The sequence below is a fragment of the Amycolatopsis coloradensis genome (assembly GCF_001953865.1).
In the GTDB taxonomy this organism is placed as follows: domain Bacteria; phylum Actinomycetota; class Actinomycetes; order Mycobacteriales; family Pseudonocardiaceae; genus Amycolatopsis; species Amycolatopsis coloradensis.
This window is the reverse complement of sequence record NZ_MQUQ01000008.1, coordinates 57310-81389: the sequence shown is the minus strand read 5'-3', so window position 1 is coordinate 81389 and position 24080 is coordinate 57310. Positions and strand designations below refer to the sequence as shown.

The following is a 24080-nucleotide window of genomic DNA, read 5'->3' as shown; positions in this document are numbered from 1 at the left end:
GAACGTGCGGTGATCACGCTAGGTGAGCCGCGCCCGCCGGCGCTTCTCGATTCCTGACCCGCCTTCACATGCTCCAGCCCTCGCTCTTGGTCGCCTTCAGGTAGTCCTCGACCGGCGGGCCGACAGGCCTGCCTTCGAACTGGGTCGACAGCACCACCGAAGACCTGATCTCGCCGTGTTTGCCGAGCCGTTCGAAGAGGCCCTCGAGATGTTCGAGCGACACGGCCCGCACCTTCAGCATCGTGCAGCGGTCGCCGCTGAGCCGGTGCAGTTCGACGACCTCGGGGTAGTCCTCCGACTTGCTGGTGCGCAGCAGGCAGCTGCCCAGCGAGCACCGCATCTCGACGAATGCCTGAAGGTCGTACCCGGCGCGGCGCGCGTCGACCTGTGCGCGGTACCCGGTGATCACGCCCGCCTCCTCCAGCCGCCGGACCCGTTCGGCGACCGCCGGCGCGGAGAGGTTGACGCGGCGGCCCAGCTCCTTGAACGAGAGCCGCCCGTCACCCTGGAGCGTCTCGACGAGCCGCCAGTCGAGGTCGTCCAGCGGCCTTTCCGATCGTAAGGTCATCGCGCCCGGATTCCTTTCATGATGCGCCTCGCACCCCCGCGACGCCTTCGCAAGGCTATTCGCAGAGGCCTCCGAAATCCCTAGGTTTGATTCATGAAACCGATGATCGCGCTCTTCACGGGCGTCGCCGGCGTCAGTACCGCTGTCGTCGGCCTGTCCACCACGGCGGCGCTGATCGTGGTCGAGCACGCCGGTGCCGCGTGGAGCGGACTGCCGAACGCCGTGCTGGTGCTCGGCTCAGCCGCCGGCTCGCTGTCGTCGGGGGTGCTGGCCGCACGGCTCGGCAGGCGGCTCGTGCTGGTGCTGATGTACGGCGCCGCGGTGGCGGGCGCGCTGATCTCGTTCGCGGGCGTGCTGGGCGGGTCCGTGCTCGCGCTGGTCGCCGGGATGCCCTTGATCGGCTTCGGCAACAGTGGGGCACAGCTCTCGCGGTACACGGCGGCCGACCTGGCACCTGAGCACCGCAAGGGATTCGCACTGTCCACAATGGTCTGGGCGGGCACCGTGGGCGCGATCGCGGGCCCTGCCCTCATCGCGCCTGCCGCGGCGCGGGCGGAAGCCGCCGAGCTGCCCGCGCTGTCCGGTCCGATCGCGGCGGGGGCGATCGCCGTGGCCATCGCCGTGGTCGCCGTCGCCGCCCTTCCCCGCGGCCTCGCCGCCCCGGCGGAGCGGGTGCCGAGGCGGGAACGGATGTCCGTGCGGAACCCGCTGATCCTGGGGCCGCTCGTGGCGATGGTCGGGGCGCAGCTGGCCATGGTCGCGGTGATGACGATGACCCCGGTCCAGCTGCACCAGCACGGTCAGGGGCTCGACGTCGTCGGCTGGGTGCTGAGCGCGCATCTGATCGGGATGTTCGCGCTGGCACCGTTGTCCGGCTGGATCGCCGACCGCTGGGGCGGCCGCGCGGCGATCTTCGGCGGGATCGGCACGCTCACCGTCGCGGCCGTCACCGCGATCGGCGCGCCCGATTCGCATCAGGTGGGAATCCCGGTCGCGATGTTCCTGCTGGGCTACGGCTGGAATCTGGTGTTCGTCGGCGGCAGCAGCATGCTCAGCCGCGATCTCCCGGCGGAGCAACGAGCGCGGGCACAGGGCACTGTCGACGCCTTCGTATGGGGGACCTCCGCGGCGGCGAGCCTGCTCGCCGGGCAGCTGTTCGGCCTGGGTGGATACGTTCTGGTCGCCGTCGCGGGCGGCCTGTGCGCCCTCGTCCCGCTCGCCGTGATCGGCCGCCGGACCGGCGTGGCGGTCCCCGGTGAAAAAGCCGGGCTCCACTGATCTGCGAAATCCTGGCGATGCCGTCATAATGCTTCACTTCGACCACGGACGAGCCCGTGATGACACAGATCACGTCGGTCACCGAATCGGAGGGTCCTAGGGTGAAAGCAGACAAGGTGCGGGAGATCGGGGGTGCACGATGAGCGAGTTCGCGGTGAATCTGCGGGACCGGGTACGGCAAGCGAGGGAAGACGTCCGGAACGCCAGGCGGGACTCGGACGAGGACCGCGCCTCGGCCGTCGGCGCCGATCTGGCGAACCTGGAGCGACTGGCCGCCGAACACGGGGTGGAGCTGCCTGAGCAGACCTCGGACGACGCCCGGGCGTGACCCGGGTTCCGCGCCGGTGATCGGCCTTTGACACCCTGGGGCGCGTGACCGAAAGCCTGAACCGGATCCGCGCCTTCCTGGCGGATCGCGAGCCGCCGACACCGTGCCTGGTCGTGGACACCGACCTGGTCGCGGAGCGTGCGGCCGCGGTCTCGGCGGCGTTCCCGGACGCGCTGATCCGGTACGCGGTCAAGGCCAATCCCACTCCCGGGGTGCTCGACGCGGTGCTGTCGGCGGGGGCGGGCTTCGACGTCGCGAGCACGGGCGAGATCGAGCTGTGCCTGTCGCGTGGCGCGCGAGCGGCGGAACTGGCCTACGGCAACACGATCAAGAAGCCGGCGGACATCGCGTTCGCGTACGCGCGCGGAGTTCGTGAATTCACCACGGACTCCGCCGGGGATCTGGCGAATCTGGCCGAGCACGCGCCCGGTTCGCTGGTCTCCGTCCGGTTGCTGACCGGCGGCCCGGACTCGGTCACCCCGTTCGGCCACAAGTTCGGCTGTGAGCAGGCGGTGGCCGCCACCTTGCTCCGCCAGGCCGCGGATGCCGGGCTGCGGCCGGGAATCGCGTTCCACGTCGGTTCGCAGCAACCGGACCCGGCGGCCTGGGAGATCGGGATCGCGACCGCGGCCAAGGTCGCCGCCGAAGCCGGTGTCGGCTTGGCGCGGCTCAACATCGGCGGCGGGTTCGCCACCGAGCACCGGGAAGCCGTGCCCTCCTTGGCGGACTACGCGGCGGTGATCCACGCCGCTCTCGAACGGCACCTGCCCGGGCCGGGTCCGGAGCTGATGCTCGAACCGGGCCGGGTGATCGTCGCCGACGCCGGGCTCATCCGGGCCGAAGTCGTCCTGGTGACCACCCGTGCCGCCGCCGACGAACGCCGCTGGGTCTACCTCGACGTCGGCAGGTACAACGGAATGGCGGAGTGCGAGAACGAGGCTGTCGCGTATCGACTGGAGCCCGTCGGCGTCAAGGGTCCGGAAGGACCGGTGGTCCTCGCGGGGCCGACCTGCGATGGTGACGACGTGCTCTACCAGCGGACGCCGTGCGCGTTGCCGATGTCGCTGCAAGCGGGCGACCGGCTGGACATCCCGGGCACCGGCGCCTACACCGCCAGCTATTCATCCATCGCTTTCAACGGAATCGAACCGTTGCGTACCTATTGTGTGGGGAGGTTCGCCGATGACGGCTGAAGAACCACTCGTCGGCCGGTTCGCCGGCCGTCACGTACTCGCGGAGTTCGAGGGAATCGAGCCGTCGCTGCTCGACGACGCCGAATTCCTGAAGAAGACCCTCGCGAACGCGGTGACCGAGGCGGGGGCGACGGTCTGCGAGGTCGTTTCACATTCCTTCGCCCCGCAAGGGGTCACCGTGCTCGCGCTGCTGGCCGAATCGCACGCGTCCGTGCACACCTATCCGGAGATCGGCTCGGTGTTCGTGGACGTGTTCACCTGCGGGGACCGGGCGGATCCGGAGCGCGCGGTCGAACTGCTGGCGAAGATGCTGGGCGCCGGCGCCGTCCGGATGTCCACTGTGGAACGAGGAGAAGGCTGATGACGCGACGAGTGATCGTCGAGCCGATGGGCGCGGGGCTCACCCGGAACTGGGACGTCGAGGAGGTCCTGTTCGAGGGCCGCACCGCGTTCCAGAACGTGCTCATCGGACGGACGGCGCAGGGGATTTCCCTGTTCTGCGACGACGAACGGCAGAGCACCGAGCTGAGCCAGCTCGTCTACCACGAGGCGCTGATGATCCCCTCGCTGCTGCTCGCCGAACGCGTCGAGCGGGTGCTGATCATCGGCTCCAGTGAAGGGGTCGCGTCCGAACTCGCGGTCACCGCGGGGGCCGAGGTGGTCGACCACGTCGACATCGACGCCGAGGCGGTGCGTGCCTGCGCCGAGCACCTTCCCTACGGCTACACGCTCGACGATCTGGCCCGTGCCGAGCGCGGGGAAGGGAAGGTCCGCGTCCACTATCGCGACGGCTGGCAGTTCCTCGCCGAAGCGCGGGAGCGCGGGGATTCCTACGACGTGGTCGTGATCGACCTGCCGGACGAGAACGACGATCCGGAGGCGCAGCACAACCGGTTGTACGGCAACGATTTCCTGGCCCGGTGCGCGGCACTGCTCACCGAGGGGGGAGTGGTCGGCTGTCAGGGTGGCTGCCCGACGATGTGGCGTAACCAGACCCTGATCTCGTCGTGGCGCCGGTTCACCGAATCGTTCGGAACCGCTCTCTACTACGGTTCGGACGAGCACGAATGGGCTTTCCTGAGCGGCCGGGTCGACGTGCTCGACGATCCGGGTGCCTTCGTCGCGGAGAAGATCGGCAAGGCGGGATTCGGGGAGTCCACTATGGACGAGGACGCGCTGCGGGCGAACACCGTGCCGCCGATTTCCTTGCGGCGATAACAGGAACCTCGATATCGTTATCTCGCCGAGATCATCATTCGTCGGAACAGGTATCGCCTCGGAGATCCGCCATCTGGACGTTGCCGCGTGTCGCGGGGACGGGCCAGAATCGCATGGGTGAATATCTGGCGCGCGGGGATAACGACCGGGCTGAACAGGGAATCCGCGGTCTGCGCGGCATTCGCGAGTTTGATCGCGAGTGTCACGGAGGACCTCGGGCCGGATCGGGTCGTGGACACGCTGTCCAGCGAATGCGTACGGCTGTTGCCGATCGATTCCCTGGAGGTCTTCCTGCCGGGATCGGCCCTCGAACGACATCCCACGGCGGCCGAGGAAGGCCCCGCGCTCGAGTCGTTCGAAACCGGGAGAGAGGTCGTCGTCGACGACCTTCCCGCCGAGGCGTCCCGCTGGCCCGGCTACGCCGCCAGGATGGCCGGACTGGGTTATGTCGCGGTTTCCGCGCTTCCGATGCGCGCGATGAAGGAAACCCTTGGTGCGATCGCGTTCCTGAGTGCCGAACCCGTTGTCTTGCGTGCCGAGGACCGAAGGCTGGGGCAGTCGCTGGCCGACGTCGCGGCTCATTGCCTCCTCCAGAATCGGGAATTACGCCATTACCGGACGCTTTCGGGGCAGTTGCAGACCGCGCTCGACAGCCGGATCATCATCGAACAGGCGAAGGGTGTACTCGCCGAGCGGGCCGGAGTCGGCGTCAGCACGGCCTTTCAACGCCTGCGAGCCTTCGCGCGCAGCTCGAACCGGAAGCTGTCGGACGTCGCGCACGACGTCGTCGACGGCTCGCTGGACAGCGAGAAACTCCTTCGGCCGCGTATTCGGTGACAAGGGCGGGCAGTCGCTGTTAGGGCCGTTGGTCACCTGAACCGGGGACTTGTCCCGGTGAACGCGCGACCCTGCGGCCCTAGAGCGGAGGAGCGTAGTCGGAAAGGCTTCACGCAGAAGAAGGGATGCGTGAGGTCATGGCGCTGCTGGGAAGCCTGTTGGGGAGGAACCGCTCGGTACGGCCGAGCCTGCTTCCGTTGCTGGAGTTGAGGTCGGCGGCTTTGACGCTGCGGTCCGGTTACGGGCTCGCGCCGACCGGAGCGGGGACGGTCTGTTTCGTGGCCGCCGGCCGTCCGGGTGCGGGGACGGAGGCGGAGATCATCGCCGGTATCGCCGGGGACTCCGTCCGTCGCAACGTGGTCACCCATGACGCGCACGGGCGGACGATCGTGCGCTGCTGGCGGGAGAACGGGAATCTGGGCTGGCTGCTCGATGATCTTGTCGACGTCAACGACAGGCTGGGGCAGGCGGGCTTCGCGTCCTGGTTGCTGCACACGACGGTCGACTTCGCCGAGTCGCGGGACATGCGTCATCCGAGGCTGACCATGGTCTACCGGCGGGAGCGCGGCACCTTCTATCCCTATGCCCCGCGCGGGACCCGCGGCCGGGACCGGGCGACGGAACTGAGGATCCGCTCGTCGCTGACGCGGATCGTGCCGATGGAGGCCGACATCGGCCGGTGGCGCCCGGTGTGACAGGCGATCATGCGTGTCCAGACGGCGATCACGTGTGCTTGAGCGGCGATCACCCGTGCTTGGACGGCGAACACCGTGATCGCCGTCTGAACACGCGACGTCAGCCGGGCGCGCCGCTGAGCCAGCCGCGCAGCCGCTGGACGCGCCGGTCTCGCGGGTTCCATCGCGGGAAGTGGTACCGGCGCCGGGGCCGCGCGGCGCCGGTCGTGGCCGGGACCGCGCCGTCGAGACGCCGGACGGCGGTCAGGACATCATCGAGAAGAGATGCGTGCGTCTCGGGTTTCGCCACGACTCGCGGCAACCTCTCGAGTTCGGCGGAGACCAGTGTCCGGAAGGCGACGGCGTGCGTGCCGGGACGGCGGCGGGTCTCGCAGATCCTCGTGGTCACGTCCCGGTCACCCTTTCCCTGCGACGGTCCGGCGGTTTGTCACCTTCGACGATGAGCTATCGCGAGCCGCCCGGTCACCGCCGAAGGTAGTGCCATCGAGGGCACAAAGACCCCACTAAGTCGCCGAACGGGTACTCCGTGTCACGGATTGGCGTCGAAGCGACGGAATGGCCGAAGACGGTGGGACAATGCCCGCCGACCGGCACGAGGGTGAATGCGTCCGTGGGCAGGATTGACTTCCGGGATTCTGCCGGACAATGGGTCCCGGCGAGACCACGATCGACGGAGAAGGTGCATGCCGAACCCGACGTCCCCGCAGCCCGTGCCCCCGATCCGAGTGCTGCTCGTCGAAGACCACAAGATGGTGGCCGAGGCACTCGGCGCGGCCTTCGAGGAATTCCCGGAGATCCAGCTGGTGGCGTCGGTGGAATCCCTCAAGCACGGGATGATCGCGGCGCGACAGCATCTGCCCGACATCGTCCTGCTCGACCGGCGGCTGCCGGATGGTGACGGGATCGAGGCGATCGCGAGGTTCCGCGCCATCTCACCGTCGATCCGTGTGCTCGTGCTGACCGGCGACGCGAACAGCGCCATCGCCGCCAGGATACTCGAAGTCGGGGGTGCGGGGCTGCTGCTGAAATCGGGTCTCCTCGACGAGTTGGTCACGGCGATCCGCACCGTCGCGGCGGGCGACGTGATCATCGATCCGGAACTGCTCAGCGGCGCGCTGGCCATGCTGGCCGGGAGCGGCGGTCCGCTCGGGCCGATGCTGACCCTGCGGGAGCGGCAGGTGCTCGGCCTGATCGCCGAGGGCGCGGGAACGGACCGGATCGCCGACGAGTTGCGGCTCGCGCGGAACACCGTCCGGAATCACGTGCAGCGGATACTGGTGAAGACCGGGACCCATTCCAAACTCGAAGCCGTGGCGCACGCGCGCAAGAACGGCCTCCTCGAACGGCCGTAGCGGCGGGACGTATCCGAGTGCCAAGCTGCACTATGGCCAAGCTGCCATCGGAACAGGCGCCCGATCATCGCAGTGCTGTGCTCTTCGAGTTGTTCATGCACAGCGTCGTCGACTACGCCATTTACATGCTGGACGTCGACGGCAGGGTGATCAGCTGGAATCCGGGGGCGGAACGGATCAAAGGGTATTCCGAGGAGGAGATCCTCGGCCGTCACTTCTCCGTTTTCTACCCCGAGCACGACGTCGCCGACGGGAAACCCACCGCGGAACTGCTGACCGCCGCGGAGGTCGGGAGCCACGAGGACGAGGGCTGGCGGGTCCGGCGTGGCGGCGAACGGTTCTGGGCCAACACCGTGCTCACCGCCTTGCGGGACGATCAGGGCGGGCTCGTCGGTTTCGGCAAGGTCACCCGTGACCTCACCGAACGCCGGAAAACGCAAGAGGAAAGGACCGGGCGACGGCAGGCGTTCGCGCATCTGGTCCGGGCACAGGAAACCGAACGCCGCCGTATCGCGTGGGATGTTCACGACGATTCCATTCAGTCCATGATCGCGGTGAGTATGCGTTTGCAGATGCTCGTCGCCCAGCGGCGTGATTCCGCCTTGATGCAACTCGACGAAGCGATCCAAGGGGCGATCCGGCGGCTGCGGATCCTGGTCGCTCAATTACGCCCGCCCGCGCTGAACGACGAAGATCTGATCGCGTCCGTGCGCGACTACCTCGACGAAGTCGTCGGTGGCTGGGGGCTGGAGTGCACGCTGCGGCACGATTTCACCGCCGAGCCGCCACCCGAGCTCGTCGTCACCGCCTTCCGGATCCTCCAGGAGGCGCTGGTGAACGTGCGGAAGCACGCGAACGCCACCGCCGTGGTGGTCTCCCTGACGGGCAAGGACGGCGGGCTGCTGGCGAAGGTCGTCGACAACGGCGACGGGATGAAGGCGCGCGGCGAGGCGTCGCCGGGCGAGCACATCGGAATGGCATCGATGCGTGAGCGCGCGGAAGCCGCTCAGGGATGGTTCCGGGTGTCCGGCAGGCCGGGTGAAGGCACGACGGTGGCCTTTTGGATTCCGCTCGCCGCTCCCGGGACGTCGTGGAGGTAGGAGGTGCTTCGATGCCTGAACCGGGTAACCTCCAGCGCCTGCTGGAGGGGCTGAAAGCCGTTCGTGACGGTGATTTCAGCACGCGCCTGCCCCAAGTGGACGACGTCCTGATGGACGAGATGGCGGTCGTCTTCAACGGCATGGTCGACCAGCTGGCGCTGTTCACCTCCGAGGTCACCCGGGTCGCGCGTGAGGTGGGGACCGACGGCAAACTCGGCGGCCAGGCGGCGGTGCCCTCGGTTTCGGGGACCTGGAAGGACCTCACCGATTCGGTGAACGCGATGGCGGGCAACCTCACCGGCCAGGTCCGCGACATCGCCGAGGTCGCGACCGCGGTGGCGAAGGGTGATCTGTCGCAGAAGATCACCGTCGACGTCAAAGGCGAGATGCTGGAGCTGAAGAACACGATCAACACGATGGTGGACCAGTTGTCGTCGTTCGCGGACGAGGTCACGCGGGTGGCGCGCGAGGTGGGCAGCGAAGGACGACTGGGCGGGCAAGCGGAAGTACCCGGGGTGGCGGGGACTTGGCGGGATCTGACGACGTCGGTGAACTTCATGGCCGGAAATCTCACCGATCAGGTGCGCTCCATCGCCGAAGTCACCACCGCGGTGGCGAAAGGTGACTTGTCGCAGAAGATCACGGTGGACGCGCGGGGCGAGATTCTCGAGTTGAAGAACACGATCAACACGATGGTGGATCAGTTGTCGTCGTTCGCCGATGAGGTCACGCGGGTGGCGCGTGAGGTGGGGACCGAGGGTCGGTTGGGTGGTCAGGCGGACGTCAAGGGTGTGTCGGGGACGTGGAAGGGTCTGACGGAGTCGGTGAACGTCATGGCCGACAACCTCACCGACCAGGTGCGCTCCATCGCCGAAGTCACCACCGCGGTGGCGAAGGGCGACCTGTCGCAGAAGATCCGCGTCGACGCGCGGGGCGAGATCCTGGAACTCAAAGACACCATCAACACGATGGTCGGCCAGTTGTCGTCGTTCGCCGACGAGGTCACGCGGGTGGCGCGTGAGGTGGGGACCGAGGGTCGGTTGGGTGGTCAGGCGGACGTCAAGGGTGTGTCGGGGACGTGGAAGGGCCTGACGGAGTCGGTGAACGTCATGGCCGACAACCTCACCGACCAGGTCCGTTCCATCGCCCAGGTGGCGACCGCGGTCGCCCGTGGGGATCTGTCCCAGAAGATCACCGTCGAGGCGAAGGGCGAGGTCGCCGCGCTCGCGCAGACGATCAACACGATGGTCGACACGCTATCGGCGTTCGCGGACGAGGTCACGCGGGTGGCGCGTGAGGTGGGNNTGGAAACGGCTGACGGAGAACGTCAACGAACTGGCCGGGAACCTGACCCGGCAGGTCCGGGCGATCGCCGAGGTCACCAGCGCGGTGGCCACCGGCGACCTCACCCGGTCGATCTCCGTCGAGGCGCAGGGCGAGGTCGCGGAGCTGAAGGACAACATCAACGCGATGGTCCAGTCGCTGCGCGAGACGACGCGGGCGAACGAGGAGCAGGACTGGCTCAACACCAACCTGGCGCGGATCTCGGGCCTGATGCAGGGCCACCGGGACCTGCGGGTGGTGGCCACGCTCATCATGAACGAGCTGACCCCGCTGGTCGGCGCGCAGCACGGGACGTTCTTCCTCACCGAGTCCGGAGAGAACGGCACACGGCTGCGGCTGATCACCAGCTACGGGCACAGTGAGGACCCGGACGCGCCCTCGGAGTTCGCGATGGGGCAGTCGTTGATCGGGCAGGCCGCGCACACCAAGAAACCGATCGTGGTCGACCGGACACCGCCGGGTTTCGTGAAGATCTCGTCGAGTCTCGGCTCCGCACCGCCGGTCACCCTGATCGTGCTGCCGATCGTCTTCGAGGACCAGGTGCTCGGCGTCATCGAGCTGGCGTCGTTCGGCGAATTCACCGCCGTCCGCAAGGATTTCCTCGAACAGCTGATGGAGACCATCGGCGTCAACGTCAACACGATCATCGCCAACGCGCGGACCGACTCCCTGCTGGAGGAATCCCAGCGGCTGGCCGAAGAACTGCAGGCACGTTCTGAAGAACTTCAAGCGCAGCAAGCGAAACTCCAGGTGTCCAACGCCGAACTGGAGGAGAAGGCCGAACTGCTCGCGCAGCAGAACCGCGACATCGAGGTGAAGAACTTCGAAATCGAGCAAGCCCGCCAGGAGATCGAGGAACGCGCGCAGCAGCTGGCGCTGGCGTCGAAGTACAAGTCCGAGTTCCTGGCCAACATGTCGCACGAACTCCGGACCCCGCTGACCAGCCTGCTGATCCTCGCCGGGGTGCTGTCGCAGAACTCGACCCAGAACCTGACACCCAAACAGGTCGAGTTCGCCAAGGTGATCCAGTCCGCGGGCACCGACCTGCTCCAGCTGATCAACGACATCCTCGACCTGTCGAAGGTCGAGGCGGGCAAGATGGACATCCATCACGAGCCGTTCTCGCTGCGCCAGCTGCTGGACTACGTCGGCACGACGTTCCGCCCGCTGACCGCGGAGAAGGGACTCGACTTCCAGGTCACGGTGGAGCCCAACGTGCCGGAACTGCTGTTCACCGACGAGCAGCGGCTGCGGCAGGTGCTGCGGAACCTGCTGTCGAACGCGGTCAAGTTCACCGAAGACGGCAGTGTCGAGCTACGGGTGAAACTGGTCGACACCATCGTTTCGCCGTCCTCGATCGGGCATGAGTCCCTGGTGGCGTTCAGTGTGATCGACACCGGGATCGGGATCGCCGAGGAGAACCTCGATTCGATCTTCGGCGCGTTCCAGCAGGCCGACGGAACCACCAGCCGCAAGTACGGCGGCACCGGGCTCGGCCTGTCGATCAGCCGCGAGGTTGCCTACCTGCTCGGCGGCGAGATCCGGGCGGACAGCGTGCTCGGGACGGGCAGCACGTTCACCCTCTACCTGCCGGTGGCCCGGTTCACCGCGCTCACGAGCCCTGACGAGTCCACTGTGGACAGCGCCGGGGCGGAGCGGCGGGTCCTGGTCGTGGAGAGCGAGCAGAACAGCCTGCTGACCCTGCTCGCCCGCGGGGTCGCGGCCGATGTCGCGGACAGCCACGGTTCGGTCCAGGTGCGGGCGGTGGCCAGCCCGGCTGAGGCGTTCGAGGAATTGAAGCGCGACAGCTACCGCTGCGTCGTGCTCGACACCAGCATCCCCGGAACGAGCGCGTTGTCGTTCCTCAAACGCCTCGTCGAAGGCCCGGACCCCGTCGAGGTCCCGGTGCTCGCGCACGCGAGCCGCAAGCTCAGCGCCGCGCAGGACCGGTTGCTGCAAGGGCACGCGCGGGTGCATCCCGTCGAACTGCTGCCATCGCTGGACATGCTGCGGGAACGCATCATGCTGCACATCTCGGCCAGTGAACTCGAAGGAATCTTGCCGTTGATGCATCAACCTGAAGGGCCTCCGGTGCTCCCGGAAGAGACGGCGAAGGTCGCCGATCCGCCCGCCGCACCACGGCGTTTGGAAGGGCGCAAGGTTCTCCTGGTCGACGACGACGCCCGCAACGTGTTCGCGATCTCCGGGATGCTCGAACTGCACGGGCTGTCGGTCGTGCACGCGCCCAACGGCCGCAAGGGTATCGAGGAACTGCTCTCCGACGACGGCATCGACCTGATCCTGATGGACGTGATGATGCCGGAGATGGACGGCCACGCGACGACGGCGGCGATCCGCGAGATGCCGAAGTTCGCCGGCCTGCCGATCATCACGGTGACCGCGAAGGCGATGGAAGGGGACCGCGAGAAGAGTCTCGCCGCCGGGGCGAGCGACTACGTCACCAAGCCCGTGGACGCGGCGGAACTGCTGGCCTGCATGGAACGCTGGCTCGCGGGCTGACGCCGTGCTATTCGGTCCCGTTGGCTTTGTTCGGGCAGAGGCGGCGGATGGCCGCGACGATCTCGGTATTGGGGCTGCCTTTGACGAGGTACTCCGTGACGCCCGCGGACGCCATCCGGGCGATGGACCCGGAATCGCTGTGCGCGGAGAACGCCAACAGCCGGGTCCGGGGCACCCGCCGCCGGATCTCCCTCGCCATCCACGCGCCGCCCCCACCGGGGATCCGGACGTCCAGGACGGCGACCTCCGGGGACAGCAATTCCGCGAACGCGACCGCCTCACCCGCGCTCAGCGCGACGGCGACCACCTCGATGTCCGGTTCGGATTCCAGGAGGGCGCGCAGAGCATCACCGATGACCGGGTTGTCGTCCGCGACGAGCACCCGAAGTCTGGGGGGCGGCGTTCGGTTCATGACCCAGTCCGTGCCCGCGGTCTCTGCGGCGCCGGTGGGGGTCGCGGGCCCTCCGCCGAACTTGACGTGACTCAGCAAGAGACCCGTCGTGCGCCCTCGCTCGGCTGCTCGACCAGAGTCCGCGCGACGTCGTGGATCTTCATGTTGTTGTTGCGGCAGAACGAGCGGAGCAGTTCGAACGCCGAGTCGATGTCGATCTGGTAACGCTCGGCGAGAACGCCCTTCGCCTGCTCGATGGGTATCCGGTGGTCCAGCGCGTACTGGAGTTGTTCGGCGCGGGCACGGTAGAACCGGAGGCGGTCGTGCATGGCCACGAGGTCTTCTGCCGGGTCTGGGGTGCCGGACGAGGGAGTAGGCGAAAGCGTGGTCTCGGACATGGGGTGATCGTCGCAGCGCGCACGGGTGCCGGAAAGAAGAGAACGTCCTGAGTCGAATGATGCAAATGAACCTGGTCCGGTTGGCGGCAGCCACTCGAACGGGTGCCGAACAGGGTCCTTTGGCCGGTCGCAGTGACCGGCCGTGCACCGTACGCTCTGACCGGAGGAGGGGGAACCGTGGAGGTCGGAATGCTCCGGGTGTTTCTGGTCGACGACCACGAGGTGGTCCGTCGAGGGGTCGCGGACATGCTGGAGGAGGACCCGACGATGTGCGTCGTCGGTCAAGCGGCCACCTTTTCCCAAGCGCTGGCGAGGATCCCCGCGCTGCGGCCGCACGTCGCGGTGCTCGACGTCCGGCTCCCGGACGGGAACGGCGTCGAACTCGCGCGGGAACTGCGGTCCAAGATCCCCGAGCTGAAATGCCTCATGCTCACCTCCTACACCGACGAGCAGGCGATGCTGGACGCGATCATGGCCGGCGCCAGCGGTTACGTCATCAAGGACATCCGGGGGATGGACCTGGTGGCCGCCGTCAAGGAGGTCGGTCTCGGCCGGTCACTGCTGGACGCCCGTGCCGCCGCGACGCTGATGGCGAAGTTCCGCGACGACGCGGTGAAGAAGGGGCCGCTCGCCGGCCTTTCCGAGCAGGAGCGCACGCTGCTGGAACTGATCGGTGAAGGCCTGACCAACCGGCAGATCGCCGAACGGATGTTCCTCGCCGAGAAGACGGTCAAGAACTACGTGTCACGCTTGCTGACGAAACTCGGGATGCAGCGGCGGACCCAGGCGGCCGTGCTGGCCACCGAACTGCGGCGGTCCTGAGCGCCCAGTGGTCACCATCGGAAGTCCGATGGCGACCACTCAGGCGGAAACCAGCTTTTCGAGCAGGACGTCTTCCAGCGCACGGCGTGGGGTCCACGGCAGTGGCGAACCGTAGCCGAGCCGGAGCAGAACCTGAGGCCAGACACCGCAGCCGAGAAGACGGCGGAGTTCCGCGCGTGCCGAGGGGACCAGGATCGGCGGCGAGATGAACGACGCGTGGAGCCCGGCCGCGGTCGCGGTGAGCAGAACCCGTTGCAGCGCTTGGCCCGCCTGTAGCCGATCGAGCCGTCCGTCGGTCAGCGACGCGATCACTACCACCAGCGGATCCGGCCGCGTTCCCTGGCTCGCGGCGCCGAATTCGTCGAGGAGCCAGCTTTCGTCGGCGGGCGAGCCCGCGGTCGCGTAGGACGGCACCCCGTCGCGAGTGCCGGCGCGCAATTCGGTCCAGCGGCCCAGTTCCGTGACGAAAGCGGGATCGGCGAGCTGATCGAGATGCGCCCGGTCGGTGATGTCACGCAGCAGACCGCAGCGTTCGGCGTCGAGGCTCGACATCCACGCGTGCTCGAGTTCGGCGGCGTGGCGCAGAAGGGGGAGCGTGGACCGCGGGACGGCGGTGGGCCGGAACGGCCGCCGGTTGGTGCGGCGGCGGGGGATCGCGCGGGCCAGCCCGACCACCCTCGGATCGGGGGTGCGTTCGGCGAGCGGGCGGACGATGGCCAGAAGATCGGGATCGGCGCGACTCGGCATCAAGGTCGTCGCCGGATGGAAACCCCGTGCGTGAATCGCCGTCCGGAGGGTGAAGAGCGCGGCGCCGCACGAGAGGACGAGTTCGCGCCGGTCCGGATCCGTGACCGGTAGGATACGGCGCGGATCGGCGTGGAGTTCGATCCCGGTGCCGGTGCACCGGAACAGCCATGGCTGGGTGTTGTGCGTCGACGGGGCCAGCATGGCCGACCGGAGCACGGAATTCACCTGATCGGAGTCCAAACGCCCGACCCTGGTGACTTGTAAGGCCATGGTTCCCCCCGCTGCCGCGCCACGGGCGATACTGGCGTCTCGGTGAGAGACGGTCCCCGCCCGCGGTGCGGGGCCGAAAGAGGACAAAGTCACCACGGCCGCGAGTCGTCCCGATCTTCGGAGGCGTAGCACGATGTCGGCACAGCAGCTGCGGGTCCGTGAAGTGCTGCGCGATCTCCAAGACCGCATCGAACGGCTCATCGGCACCCGCGACAAGATGGACGGACTGCTCGAAGCGGTGCTCGCCGTCGCGTCGGGACTCGAGCTGGATGCCACGCTGCGCCGGATCGTGCAGGCGGCGATCGATCTCGCGGAAGCCACCTATGGCGCGGTCGGGGTGATCGCGGACGACGGCTCGCTCGCCGAATTCGTCCACCTCGGGATCGACGGCGAGACCAGGCAGCAGATCGGTCATCTGCCGAAAGGCCACGGGCTACTGGGTTTCGTCATCGACGAGGCGAAACCGGTGCGGCTGGCCGACATCTCGCGGCATCCCGCGTCGGTCGGCTTCCCGCCGCGTCATCCGCCGATGCGGTCGTTCCTCGGCGTGCCGATCCGGGTCCGCGACGAGGTGTTCGGGAATCTCTACCTCACCGAGAAACGCGGCGACGGGTTCACCGACGACGACGAGGTGGTCGTCCAGGCGCTCGCCGCCGCGGCCGGGATCGCGATCGAGAACGCCCACCTCTACGAACAGGCCCGGCTCCGCCAGCAGTGGCAGGCGGCCACCAGCGAGGTGACCACGGAACTGCTCGGCGGCACCGACCCGGTCGACGCGCTCAACCTGATCGCCAGCCGGGCGCTGGAACTGACCGGCTCCGACCTCACTCTGCTGGCACTGCCCGGTCCCGGTCGGCTCGACGTCCGCGAGGAAGAGACGGGCGATCTGACCATCGCCGTCTGCGCCGGCGCGCGGGCGGGGGAGCTGACCGGGGCGCGGATCAGCGTCGCCACTTCGCTGCCGGGGGCGGTCTACCGTGACCGGACTCCGCGCAGCGTGCCGGAACTCGTACTGGGCGACGACGGGGAACTCCGATTCGGCCCGACACTCGTGGTGCCGCTCCGGGCGCGGGAGCGCACGTCCGGCGTGCTGATGGCGGTGCGGAATCCGGGTTCGGTCCCGTTCGAACTCACCCAGCTGCCGGTGGTGGCCTCGTTCGCGGACCAGGCCGCGCTCGCGCTCCAGCTCGCGACGCAGCAGCGCACGGCCAGGGAGGTCGATGTGCTCGCCGACCGGGACCGGATCGCCAGGGATCTGCACGACCACGTGATCCAGCGGTTGTTCGCCGTCGGACTCGCCATGCAGAGCACGCATCGCCGGGCACGCTCACCGGAACTGCAACGGCGGATCGGCGACAGCATCGACCAGATGCACGAGATCGTGCACGAGATCCGCACGGCGATCTTCGACCTCCACGGCGGCGAGGCGGGCCAGCAAGGGGTGCGGCTGCGGCACCGTCTCTACGACTCGATCGCCGAACTCACCGACGACACCGCGATCCATCCGACGGTCAGCCTGTCCGGACCGCTCGATTCGCTTCCCGTCCCGTTCGCCGGGCACGCCGAGGCGGTGGTGCGGGAGACGGTCGGCAACGTCGTCCGGCACGCGCGGGCGAGCGGGGTTTCGGTGAGCGTCGCGGTGAAGGACGACGTCCTGCGGATCGTGGTCACGGACGACGGCGCCGGGATGAACGGGGAGCCGGGTGGCCTCCGGAACCTGCGTGACCGCGCGGAACGGGCGGGCGGGACGTTCCGGGTGGAGACCCGTGAGGAGGGCGGCACCCTCGCCGAGTGGTCCGCCCCCTTGCGTTGACTTCGCCGACCGGGGCGATGCCCTGACCGGGACATCTCGTTGACATCAGGGTTTCCGATCGCCGCCACGTGCCGGTCATCCTGGGCGGATTCAGTCTCCGTATGAAGATCATGCGGAAATCCTTGGTGGCGCTGGCCATCATGAGCCTCTCGGTGGCGGCGTCCGCCCCGGCGGTGGCGGACGCGGGCGCGCGCGACCGCGGTTCGATCGTCATCACCGAACAGGCGTCCAAACGGATCCTGGTCCTGCCCGCCGACCGCGCTTCCTGGCAGGACCGGAAGCTGAGCTGGTCCTGGGCGCCGAACGCCGCGAACGGGCTGGCGGACCTGGCCGGGTCGTGGAGCAACCCGAGCGACGCGAAGCTCGCCGAACGAGCAGGCCAGAAGTACCTGCTCACATCGGCGTCGGGCGGTTTCGCGGCCGTCGTGCCGTACCCGGCGGGTGACCGGGCGTACTGGGCGGCCAACGTCGGCGGGCCGGCCAACCCGCACAGCATCGAACTGCTGCCGGACGGAAACGTCGCGGTGGCGGCCAGCACCGGGGGCTGGGTGCGGGTCTACACCGCTTCGCAGGGACAGCGCTCGACGACGTACACCGAGTACCCGCTGGTGGGAGCGCACGGGGTGGTGTGGGACGCGGGCCGGAACGTGTTGTGGGCAGTGGGCACCGACGCACTCGTCGCGTTGCGCGTCACCGGGACACCCGCCGCGCCGGTGGTCACCGAGCAGCGATCCGTACGGTTGCCGAGCAAGGGCGGTCACGACCTCCAGCCGGTCCCGCACCGGCCGGACCTGCTGTGGGTGACCACGGAAGCGGGCGTCTACCAGTACGTGAAGACGAGCGACGGGTTCACCCAGCGGTACGCGGGGGCGCGGGAGATCGACCGGCCGCATGTGAAGAGTGTGTCGACGAACCCGCGGACCGGACAGGTGCTGACGGCTTCGATCCAGGAAGGACATCTGTGCACGTGGTGCACGGACACCGTCCGGCTGGCCTTTCCACGCGCCGAGCTGGCGCTGCACGGCGCGTGGATCTACAAGGCCCGCTGGTGGATCGGTTGAGCGGTACTTCCGTGTCGGTACCGGCCGTTCGGGGGGCTACCCGGCCGGTACCGACACACCAGAGAAGAGGGGATGCCGCCGCAACCATGACGGCTGGCGGCGTCTTTCACCTGACCGAGTGAACCAGACGGTTCGACGGGCGCTCTCGACCCGTCCGAGGTATATGCCCGATGAAGCCTGGAGTTCGCCGATCACCGTTCGTGGTTGTTCCTCGCCGACGAAATGGCCGGGACCGGCGACCTGGCCTGCCGCCAGGCGTCCTGGAGGCCACCTTCAGGACGGCCGGACATCTTCGCCCGCACGCTTGCCAGCCGCGAGTAGTCCTCTGGTCGCGGTCGGGTAGCGAGTCCACAAGGACGCTACTGGTCGATCGGCCAGGTTTCGTCCTTCAGCAACCGTTTGAGCACCTTCCCGGTCGCGTTCCGCGGCAGTTCCTCCACGAAGTACACGTCCCGCGGCACCGCGAACCGCGCCAGTCGCCGGTGGATGTGGGCGCGGACGTCCTCCGCGCTCATCCGCGCGCCGCGCGTCGGGACGATGTACGCCGCGAACCGTTGCCCGAACTCACGATCCGGCACGCCGATCACGGCCGCCTCGTGGACGCCGGGCAACGCGACGATGGCTTCCTCGACCGGGCGAGGGGACACGTTCTCGCCACCGGACACGATCATCTCGTCCGCCCGGCCGGTGACGAACAGCCGTCCGGACGCGTCCTGGTACCCGACGTCGCCGGTCGCCATCAACTCTTCCGCGCGGGGCACGCCGGCGCCATCGGTGTAGCCCTCGAACAGCATGTCGTTGCCGACGAAGATCTGTCCCTCCCAACCCGGCGGGACACGGTTGTGGTCCTCGTCGAGGATGGCGACGCGGGTGCCGGGCGGGCAGCGGCCCGCGGTGGTGGGCGCGGCGCGGAGGTCTTCGGGTGTGGCGATGCTGGCCCACGAAACCTCGGTGGAGCCGTAGAAGTTGTAGAGCACGTCGCCGAAGGTGTCCATGAACTCGGTGACAATCGTCCCCGGCAGCGCGGATCCGCTGCTGGCGACGATGCGCAGCGACGACAGGTCATACCTGGCGCGGACCCGTTCGGGCAGGTCGAGGATGCGCTGCAACATGATCGGGACGGCGAACAGCACGCCGCAGCGATGTTCGGCGATGGTCCTCAATATCTCTTCGGCGTCGAACCGGCGGATCAGCGACAAGGACGCGCGCACGGCCATCCCGATCTGCATTCCGGCGAGACCCCAGCTGTGGAACAGCGGCGCGGCCACCACGAAGCGATCGCCGGTGCGGAGCGGGATGCGGTCCAGCATGGCGGCCGACGTCGCGAGACCCTTCGGCGTCGGACGGCGTGCGCCCTTGGGGGTTCCGCTGGTGCCCGAGGTGAGGACGACGAGCCTGCCGATCCGGTTCACCGGCTTGAGTTTGGTGGCGGGCACTCCCGCGATCAGCTGGTCGATCGTCGGGTAGCCGTTCTCGGTTTCCGGCCAGGTGGACAGCCGCAGGAAATCGCCGGGGATGTCGGCGATGACGCGGGAGAACTCGTCGTCGGCGAGCACCGCGACCGGTTCGTGCAGTCCGATGACGTCCGCGACCGAGCCCGCGGAAAGCCCGGTGTTGAGCAGGATCGCGTCCACGCCGAGCTTGCTGCACGCGATCAGCGCTTCGACCATCGTGGCGTGGTTGCGGCACAACAAGGCGACCCGGTCACGGGAGCGGACTCCGCGCAGTGCCAGCGCGTTCGCGAGCTGGTTGCTGCGATCCGCCGCCTGCTTGAACGTCCGGATGTCGCGTTCGTCGTGCAGTGCGACGTCTTCGGGCACCCGGGCCGCGTTGGCCGTGTAGCCGCCGGCGACGGTGGCGCCCCACTGCGACAGCGAAGTGAGCTGTCGGGCGATCTTGTCCGGCCGCGCGGCCGCGAGCACCCCGGCCTTGATCAGCGTGCTCGCCGTGTGCAGCGTGGTGGCCTTGGTATGCGCGGGTTCTTCCCGCGGCGGCGCCGCCCGGCCCGAAAGGTGCAGATCGATCCGCCGGGCCACCGCGCGGACGGTGCGTTTGAACGACGCGGCGGACACCGGCTGCGCGTGCCGCGCCGGAAGCATCAACTGCGCGACGAGTTCGGTGCCGTTGTCGGGAGCCTGCCTCAGCTCGATCGAGCACCAGTTGCCGTTGTCCTCGACACCGCACCAGACGACGTGCTCGCCGGGCCGCCAAACCCGCGCTTCGACGTCACCGACGACGAGAGCGCCCGCCCGCGGTTCCAGCCGCACGAAGCATTTCGGACCGCGGCCGCGTTCGGCGGACTGCCGGATCTCGCACCAGCTGATCTCCGCGACGAACCTCGAGTAGGACTCGGGATCGCCGATGACTTCCCAAACCTGGCCGGGAGAATGCCCGATGATCGAGCTCGCCTGGACCACATCGTCTCGCATGCGATTCGCCTCACCACGCGCGTTCGGGTGTTGATCGGGCAGCTGCCGGCGCCTCCTTCGTCGTTCAAGTCCGGCGAACTTACCAGCAATCGGCCGAACGCAATACTCCGAAGAGCAGGCGTTCCACCGGTGGGAGGCCGCTTGATCGCGACGTCCGATTCTCGCCAGCCTCCGTCGCGAGACGCGGCGAAGCTGACGAACGTGACAGTTACCACGACAGCGGCTGAGACCGCGCACACCCGTATTGAGCCCGGGATCCTCTACTTCGGCACCCCGGTGGTGCTCCTTTCCACGGTCGACCAGGCAGGTTCGGAGAACTTGGCTCCGATGTCGTCCGCGTTCTGGCTCGGCTGGCGGGGCATGCTCGGACTCGGCGCGAAATCCAAGACGGCGCAGAACCTTATGCGTAACCGTGAATGTGTTCTGAATCTCCCTTCCGACGATCTGGCGGCCGCCGTCGACAGGCTGGCGCTGACCACCGGCTCGGATCCCGTCCCGGCGCGCAAGTACGAGCGCGGCTATCGGCACGAAGCCGACAAATTCGCCCGTGCCGGACTCACCCCGGTCGCTTCCGAGACGGTGCGGCCGCCGCGCGTGGCGGAATGCCCGGTGACGATGGAGGCCGTCGTCGAGGCCGTCCACCCGCTCGCCGAGGACGACCCGGCACAACGTGGCGGTGTCCTCGTGTTCGAGGTCCGCGTGCAGCGCGTCCACGTCCACGACGACGTACGGCTGCCGGGCACCGACGACCGGATCGACCCGGACCGGTGGCGGCCGCTGATCATGAGCTTCCAGAAGCTCTACGGCCTCGGGCCGCAGGTCCATCCCTCGACGCTGGCGCGGATCCCGGAGCGGCTCTACCGCGGGCCCGACATCGCGCGGTCGCGGGATCAGTCGTCGCGGGCGAACGAGAACCGGTTCACCAGCGGCAACCACCGTTGATAGGACGAGGCCAGTTCCGGCCACGATGCACCGGACAGGCCGCGTTCGAGTTTCGGCCGCAGCTCGTGGTCGTTCAGTGACTCCGCGATCTCGAGGGCGCTGTCCTCGGGATCCGTTCCCTCGAGGGTGGCGAACCAGGAGATGGCTTCCGGATATCCGACGTGGACCGAGAGCAGCACCAGCACCGCGCGAAACGGCGCCTCGCGGTTGCCGTCGGAGAGGAACTCGGCCAGTTCCTCTCCGGCGAAGCGCGCCCGCAGCAAGCGGTACAGGTTCAGGAGTCTCTTCGCGGCCCGAGGGGAGCGGATGAGTGAAGACAGCGTGGGCAGGAAGTCCAGTTCCGCCTGCGAGATCACCAGTCGAGGAGGTCGAAGGTCTATTGTGGACTGTTCGGACGACCGTTCCGGTGCTTCCTCTCGAAGAGGAGCAGGCTCGGCAACGGCCGGGGCGCGGGCACCGGTGGTTTGATCCGCTTCGGCGGGGGAAGGTGCCGGTGCGGCGTCCTGACCTTCGGTGTCGGCGAGCCCGCGCACGAGCCCCGCGAACCCTGGATCGTCCATGGGAGACAACGTGAACGGCACCTGGAAGATCTTTTCGAGGTAGTTCTCGGCGAACGTTTCCGGATCGTCACCGAGCATCGCCTCGTAGTGCTGCTCGACGGCTTTCTTGAGCCAGCGTGAGTCGACGCCCACCACGACGACGAACACCGGCAGTGCCAGCAGGAGGTGGATGGCTTCGAGGACCTGGATGACGACCTTGGGCGGGCAGCGGTCGAGGTCGTCGATGTAGAGCACGGTCCGCTCGATCTTCCCGGAACCGTGCGGTACCTCGGCGAGCATGGTCGCGAACGTCTCGAGATCCTTGCGCAGCAACGAGACCACGCCCAGATGTTCGACGTAGTCCGAAACCCGGGACTCGGCGAACGACACGAGGTCTAGTCCTGGCGCGAGTTCGGTGACGGCCCTTTCGAGCCGTTCGGATTCCGCGTCCAGTTCGGCGAGGCGCCGCTCGGTCTCTTCGTCCTCTATGGACGGACCGCCGAGTTTGTCGAGTGCCTGGTGGATCCGGCCCGCGCTGGCACGCATCCGCAGTACGACGGTCAGCGCGGAACTCACCAGGGTGAGGCCGCCGAGCACCCCCGAAACCTGCGACCGGCCGACGAGCAGCGTGACGACCAGGACGGTCACCAGCCCACCGATCAGGACCAGCAACGGAACCGGGTCCTGCCGCAGCCGTCGCCAGAATTCGGCGACGTCCGACCGCAGCCCGCCGGTCTCCCGCGCCAGGCGTTCCAGATCCTCGGCGGTCGGCCGGTCGACGCCGAGCCTGGACGCGATCCACGCCTTGTCCGCTTCGGTGAGACTGTCGAAGACCGCGCGGACGTACTCACGCGGCTTCCGTCGCCTTCGGTTCGCTTGTTTCTGCTGGGCGGTCAGGGTTCTGCGTTCGAGACGGACCGCGCTGAGCCTGCCGAGAAGGGTCTTCTCGGTCTTGCGGCGTTCCGCGAGCGCGTCGGCCTGGCGCTGAAGGTCGTTCTCGGCGCCACTCGCGGCGAGGTTGTCGAAGATGTGGGTGGCGAGGCTGGCGAGCAGGTTCGCCTCGCTGTAGTGCCAGGCGTTGAAGCTGATCTGGCGAACACTCGAACAGTAGGAGGACACGGTCCTGCCGTGCCTGCCTGCGGTGGTTTCGGCCTCGTGCGCGGAATCGGCGAGTTCACGGACCCGCAATTGCATCTGGCGCATGAAGAAGCTCTTGCCGGACCCCCAGCTACCGAACAGGCCGATCGACAGGGGAGGGGTGATCATCCGGGAGACGACCAGGTCGGCGAGCATGCGCACGTCGGGGCCGATGCCGAGGCGGTCGACGCCGTCGTCGGTGTCGGGCCGGTAGTCGGCGACGTGGGCGGACAAGGGATCGACGGCCGCCGTACTTGAGTCATCGCTCGTCCCGCGTGCGCTGGTGAATTCCTCGATGGTGTGTGCCGCCGCCCGGTCGTGCATCTGTTCGGCCGCGGCACGCTCGATGTCGGAGAGTTCCGGCAGGATGCGATGCATCGAGGGGTGGAGACGATCGAGACCGCGGCGCAGGTTCCGGTTCTCGTAGTTGCTCGCACCGACCAAACCGAGCAGGCGCCGACCCGGGTTAGCCGCGAGCCAGTTGGCCACGGAGGTGGGATCGCGACCGATCAGCTGGGGCAGCTTGGTGTCGAGCCAGACCACCGCCGGGCTGTCACTCTTGTCGAGCACGAGGTCGTCGATCTCCGGCTCGACAACCAGCTCCGTTTCGGCGTGCACCGCGAGCATCGCTTCATAGGCCGTTCGCCGGGCGCCCGAATTGGTCTCGAACACGATGAGCGTGAACCGGTCGGCCGAAAGCGTGGCCCTGAGCATTCTGTCGATGTCGCGAGGCAGGTAGACACCGGGATTCGAACCCCGCGGCTCGCCTTTCAACAGAATCGACGGGTCGACGTCGCGCACCAGCACCATCCGTGCTCCCCTCCCCAGGACGAACGGAAGGGCAGTCTAGAGGTCCGTGCTCGTCGGTGCCGTGGCGATGGCGGCGGCGGGGCTGGTCCTGTTCGAGCGGGCGGGAGCGGCTCGGATGCTGCGGGTGGTGAGCGGGACGCCGTAACCCTGGCAGGCTGCCGTTGCGTCCGGCGTCCGCGCGTCCAGGTGTCGCCGGTGTCGCGAAAGCCACTTTCGGGACATCAGATGTCCCGAAAGTGGCTTTCGCGACACGCTCGGCTCGGCGGAGCGACCGGTCATGCCCACGGT

At 68.1% G+C, this 24080-nt stretch carries 20 protein-coding genes and 1 pseudogene; 14 read left to right on the top strand and 7 right to left on the bottom strand.

The genetic code is table 11. The features are described from left to right. Positions 1-64 precede the first annotated feature (64 nt). Positions 65-568: an Lrp/AsnC family transcriptional regulator gene (locus BS329_RS16335; protein WP_076161627.1), complete on the bottom strand. Its 504-nt coding sequence runs from the start codon at positions 566-568 to the stop codon at positions 65-67. Between the two features lie 93 nt (positions 569-661). On the opposite strand from BS329_RS16335, the gene BS329_RS16330 reads away from it, so the two are divergent. From BS329_RS16330 to pspAB, 7 genes are all read left to right on the top strand, one after another. Then, entirely contained in the window at positions 662-1846 is a 1185-nt protein-coding gene (locus BS329_RS16330; protein ID WP_076161625.1) for an MFS transporter, read from the top strand. A gap of 139 nt (positions 1847-1985) precedes the next feature. Next, positions 1986-2174 carry a hypothetical protein gene (locus BS329_RS16325; RefSeq protein WP_076161623.1) on the top strand — a complete coding sequence of 63 codons (189 nt, stop codon included), beginning with the start codon at positions 1986-1988 and terminating at the stop codon, positions 2172-2174. Positions 2175-2218: 44 nt separating this feature from the next. Next, positions 2219-3367 carry a type III PLP-dependent enzyme gene (locus BS329_RS16320; protein ID WP_076161621.1) on the top strand — a complete coding sequence of 383 codons (1149 nt, stop codon included), beginning with the start codon at positions 2219-2221 and terminating at the stop codon, positions 3365-3367. After that, complete coding sequence (speD, locus tag BS329_RS16315) at positions 3357-3728, top strand: adenosylmethionine decarboxylase (protein WP_076161619.1); 372 nt, start codon at positions 3357-3359, stop codon at positions 3726-3728. Before BS329_RS16320 ends, speD begins: the two co-directional genes overlap by 11 nt. Continuing rightward, the gene (locus BS329_RS16310) at positions 3728-4585 is read left to right on the top strand and encodes a spermidine synthase (RefSeq protein WP_076161617.1); all 858 of its coding nucleotides are present in this window, start codon (positions 3728-3730) and stop codon (positions 4583-4585) included. Before speD ends, BS329_RS16310 begins: the two co-directional genes overlap by 1 nt. Positions 4586-4702: 117 nt before the next feature. After that, positions 4703-5422 carry a GAF and ANTAR domain-containing protein gene (locus BS329_RS16305; RefSeq protein ID WP_244197180.1) on the top strand — a complete coding sequence of 240 codons (720 nt, stop codon included), beginning with the start codon at positions 4703-4705 and terminating at the stop codon, positions 5420-5422. 125 nt (positions 5423-5547) lie between these two features. Continuing rightward, positions 5548-6117: a PspA-associated protein PspAB gene (gene pspAB / locus BS329_RS16300; RefSeq protein ID WP_244197179.1), complete on the top strand. Its 570-nt coding sequence runs from the start codon at positions 5548-5550 to the stop codon at positions 6115-6117. Positions 6118-6217: 100 nt separating this feature from the next. On the opposite strand, the gene BS329_RS16295 is transcribed toward pspAB, so the two are convergent. Next, on the bottom strand, positions 6218-6505 hold the full coding sequence (locus BS329_RS16295; RefSeq protein ID WP_076161613.1) for a hypothetical protein: 288 nt from the start codon (positions 6503-6505) through the stop codon (positions 6218-6220). A 295-nt stretch (positions 6506-6800) separates the two neighbouring features. On the opposite strand from BS329_RS16295, the gene BS329_RS16290 reads away from it, so the two are divergent. The 3 genes and pseudogenes from BS329_RS16290 to BS329_RS16280 all read left to right on the top strand — a co-directional run bounded on the left by BS329_RS16290 (position 6801) and on the right by BS329_RS16280 (position 12433). Beyond that, complete coding sequence (locus BS329_RS16290) at positions 6801-7469, top strand: response regulator (protein ID WP_076161611.1); 669 nt, start codon at positions 6801-6803, stop codon at positions 7467-7469. A gap of 32 nt (positions 7470-7501) precedes the next feature. Beyond that, positions 7502-8569 (top strand): PAS domain-containing sensor histidine kinase, encoded by a 1068-nt coding sequence (locus BS329_RS16285; RefSeq protein WP_076161609.1) that lies wholly within the window; start codon positions 7502-7504, stop codon positions 8567-8569. A gap of 11 nt (positions 8570-8580) precedes the next feature. Beyond that, positions 8581-12433 (top strand): annotated as a pseudogene (locus tag BS329_RS16280) (HAMP domain-containing protein). A gap of 7 nt (positions 12434-12440) precedes the next feature. Here the strand turns inward: BS329_RS16280 and BS329_RS16275 are convergent. Then, entirely contained in the window at positions 12441-12845 is a 405-nt protein-coding gene (locus BS329_RS16275; RefSeq protein ID WP_244197178.1) for a response regulator, read from the bottom strand. Between the two features lie 71 nt (positions 12846-12916). Then, a complete protein-coding gene (locus BS329_RS16270; protein ID WP_076161607.1) occupies positions 12917-13222 on the bottom strand; it encodes an ANTAR domain-containing protein in 306 nt (101 codons plus the stop codon). A gap of 189 nt (positions 13223-13411) precedes the next feature. Between BS329_RS16270 and BS329_RS16265 the strand changes: the two genes are divergently transcribed. After that, complete coding sequence (locus BS329_RS16265; RefSeq protein WP_076161865.1) at positions 13412-14044, top strand: response regulator; 633 nt, start codon at positions 13412-13414, stop codon at positions 14042-14044. 39 nt (positions 14045-14083) lie between these two features. Here the strand turns inward: BS329_RS16265 and BS329_RS16260 are convergent, their stop codons facing one another. After that, the gene (locus BS329_RS16260; protein ID WP_084749816.1) at positions 14084-15061 is read right to left on the bottom strand and encodes an Acg family FMN-binding oxidoreductase; all 978 of its coding nucleotides are present in this window, start codon (positions 15059-15061) and stop codon (positions 14084-14086) included. A gap of 133 nt (positions 15062-15194) precedes the next feature. Between BS329_RS16260 and BS329_RS16255 the strand changes: the two genes are divergently transcribed. Further along, positions 15195-16874 carry a sensor histidine kinase gene (locus BS329_RS16255; RefSeq protein ID WP_076161605.1) on the top strand — a complete coding sequence of 560 codons (1680 nt, stop codon included), beginning with the start codon at positions 15195-15197 and terminating at the stop codon, positions 16872-16874. A 101-nt stretch (positions 16875-16975) separates the two neighbouring features. Continuing rightward, entirely contained in the window at positions 16976-17935 is a 960-nt protein-coding gene (locus tag BS329_RS16250) for a DUF6528 family protein (RefSeq protein WP_076161861.1), read from the top strand. 359 nt (positions 17936-18294) lie between these two features. Here BS329_RS16250 and BS329_RS16245 read toward each other — a convergent pair whose 3' ends face one another. After that, positions 18295-20364 (bottom strand): AMP-binding protein, encoded by a 2070-nt coding sequence (locus tag BS329_RS16245; RefSeq protein WP_076161603.1) that lies wholly within the window; start codon positions 20362-20364, stop codon positions 18295-18297. A gap of 201 nt (positions 20365-20565) precedes the next feature. Here BS329_RS16245 and BS329_RS16240 point away from each other — a divergent pair, with 201 nt between their 5' ends. Next, on the top strand, positions 20566-21306 hold the full coding sequence (locus BS329_RS16240) for a flavin reductase family protein (RefSeq protein ID WP_244197177.1): 741 nt from the start codon (positions 20566-20568) through the stop codon (positions 21304-21306). Here the strand turns inward: BS329_RS16240 and BS329_RS16235 are convergent. Further along, positions 21255-23792: a P-loop NTPase fold protein gene (locus BS329_RS16235; protein WP_076161601.1), complete on the bottom strand. Its 2538-nt coding sequence runs from the start codon at positions 23790-23792 to the stop codon at positions 21255-21257. The genes BS329_RS16240 and BS329_RS16235 overlap by 52 nt on opposite strands. Positions 23793-24080: the final 288 nt, after the last annotated feature.

What these genes read in the sequence shown, in the direction of transcription:
- BS329_RS16335 (WP_076161627.1), bottom strand. Translation starts at nt 568, where the DNA reads ATGACCTTACGATCGGAAAGGCCGCTGGACGACCTCGACTGGCGGCTC.
- BS329_RS16330 (WP_076161625.1), top strand. Translation starts at nt 662, where the DNA reads ATGAAACCGATGATCGCGCTCTTCACGGGCGTCGCCGGCGTCAGTACC.
- BS329_RS16325 (WP_076161623.1), top strand. Translation starts at nt 1,986, where the DNA reads ATGAGCGAGTTCGCGGTGAATCTGCGGGACCGGGTACGGCAAGCGAGG.
- speD (WP_076161619.1), top strand. Translation starts at nt 3,357, where the DNA reads ATGACGGCTGAAGAACCACTCGTCGGCCGGTTCGCCGGCCGTCACGTA.
- BS329_RS16310 (WP_076161617.1), top strand. Translation starts at nt 3,728, where the DNA reads ATGACGCGACGAGTGATCGTCGAGCCGATGGGCGCGGGGCTCACCCGG.
- pspAB (WP_244197179.1), top strand. Translation starts at nt 5,548, where the DNA reads ATGCGTGAGGTCATGGCGCTGCTGGGAAGCCTGTTGGGGAGGAACCGC.
- BS329_RS16290 (WP_076161611.1), top strand. Translation starts at nt 6,801, where the DNA reads ATGCCGAACCCGACGTCCCCGCAGCCCGTGCCCCCGATCCGAGTGCTG.
- BS329_RS16285 (WP_076161609.1), top strand. Translation starts at nt 7,502, where the DNA reads ATGGCCAAGCTGCCATCGGAACAGGCGCCCGATCATCGCAGTGCTGTG.
- BS329_RS16275 (WP_244197178.1), bottom strand. Translation starts at nt 12,845, where the DNA reads ATGAACCGAACGCCGCCCCCCAGACTTCGGGTGCTCGTCGCGGACGAC.
- BS329_RS16270 (WP_076161607.1), bottom strand. Translation starts at nt 13,222, where the DNA reads ATGTCCGAGACCACGCTTTCGCCTACTCCCTCGTCCGGCACCCCAGAC.
- BS329_RS16265 (WP_076161865.1), top strand. Translation starts at nt 13,412, where the DNA reads ATGCTCCGGGTGTTTCTGGTCGACGACCACGAGGTGGTCCGTCGAGGG.
- BS329_RS16260 (WP_084749816.1), bottom strand. Translation starts at nt 15,061, where the DNA reads ATGGCCTTACAAGTCACCAGGGTCGGGCGTTTGGACTCCGATCAGGTG.
- BS329_RS16255 (WP_076161605.1), top strand. Translation starts at nt 15,195, where the DNA reads ATGTCGGCACAGCAGCTGCGGGTCCGTGAAGTGCTGCGCGATCTCCAA.
- BS329_RS16250 (WP_076161861.1), top strand. Translation starts at nt 16,976, where the DNA reads ATGAAGATCATGCGGAAATCCTTGGTGGCGCTGGCCATCATGAGCCTC.
- BS329_RS16245 (WP_076161603.1), bottom strand. Translation starts at nt 20,364, where the DNA reads ATGCGAGACGATGTGGTCCAGGCGAGCTCGATCATCGGGCATTCTCCC.
- BS329_RS16235 (WP_076161601.1), bottom strand. Translation starts at nt 23,792, where the DNA reads ATGGTGCTGGTGCGCGACGTCGACCCGTCGATTCTGTTGAAAGGCGAG.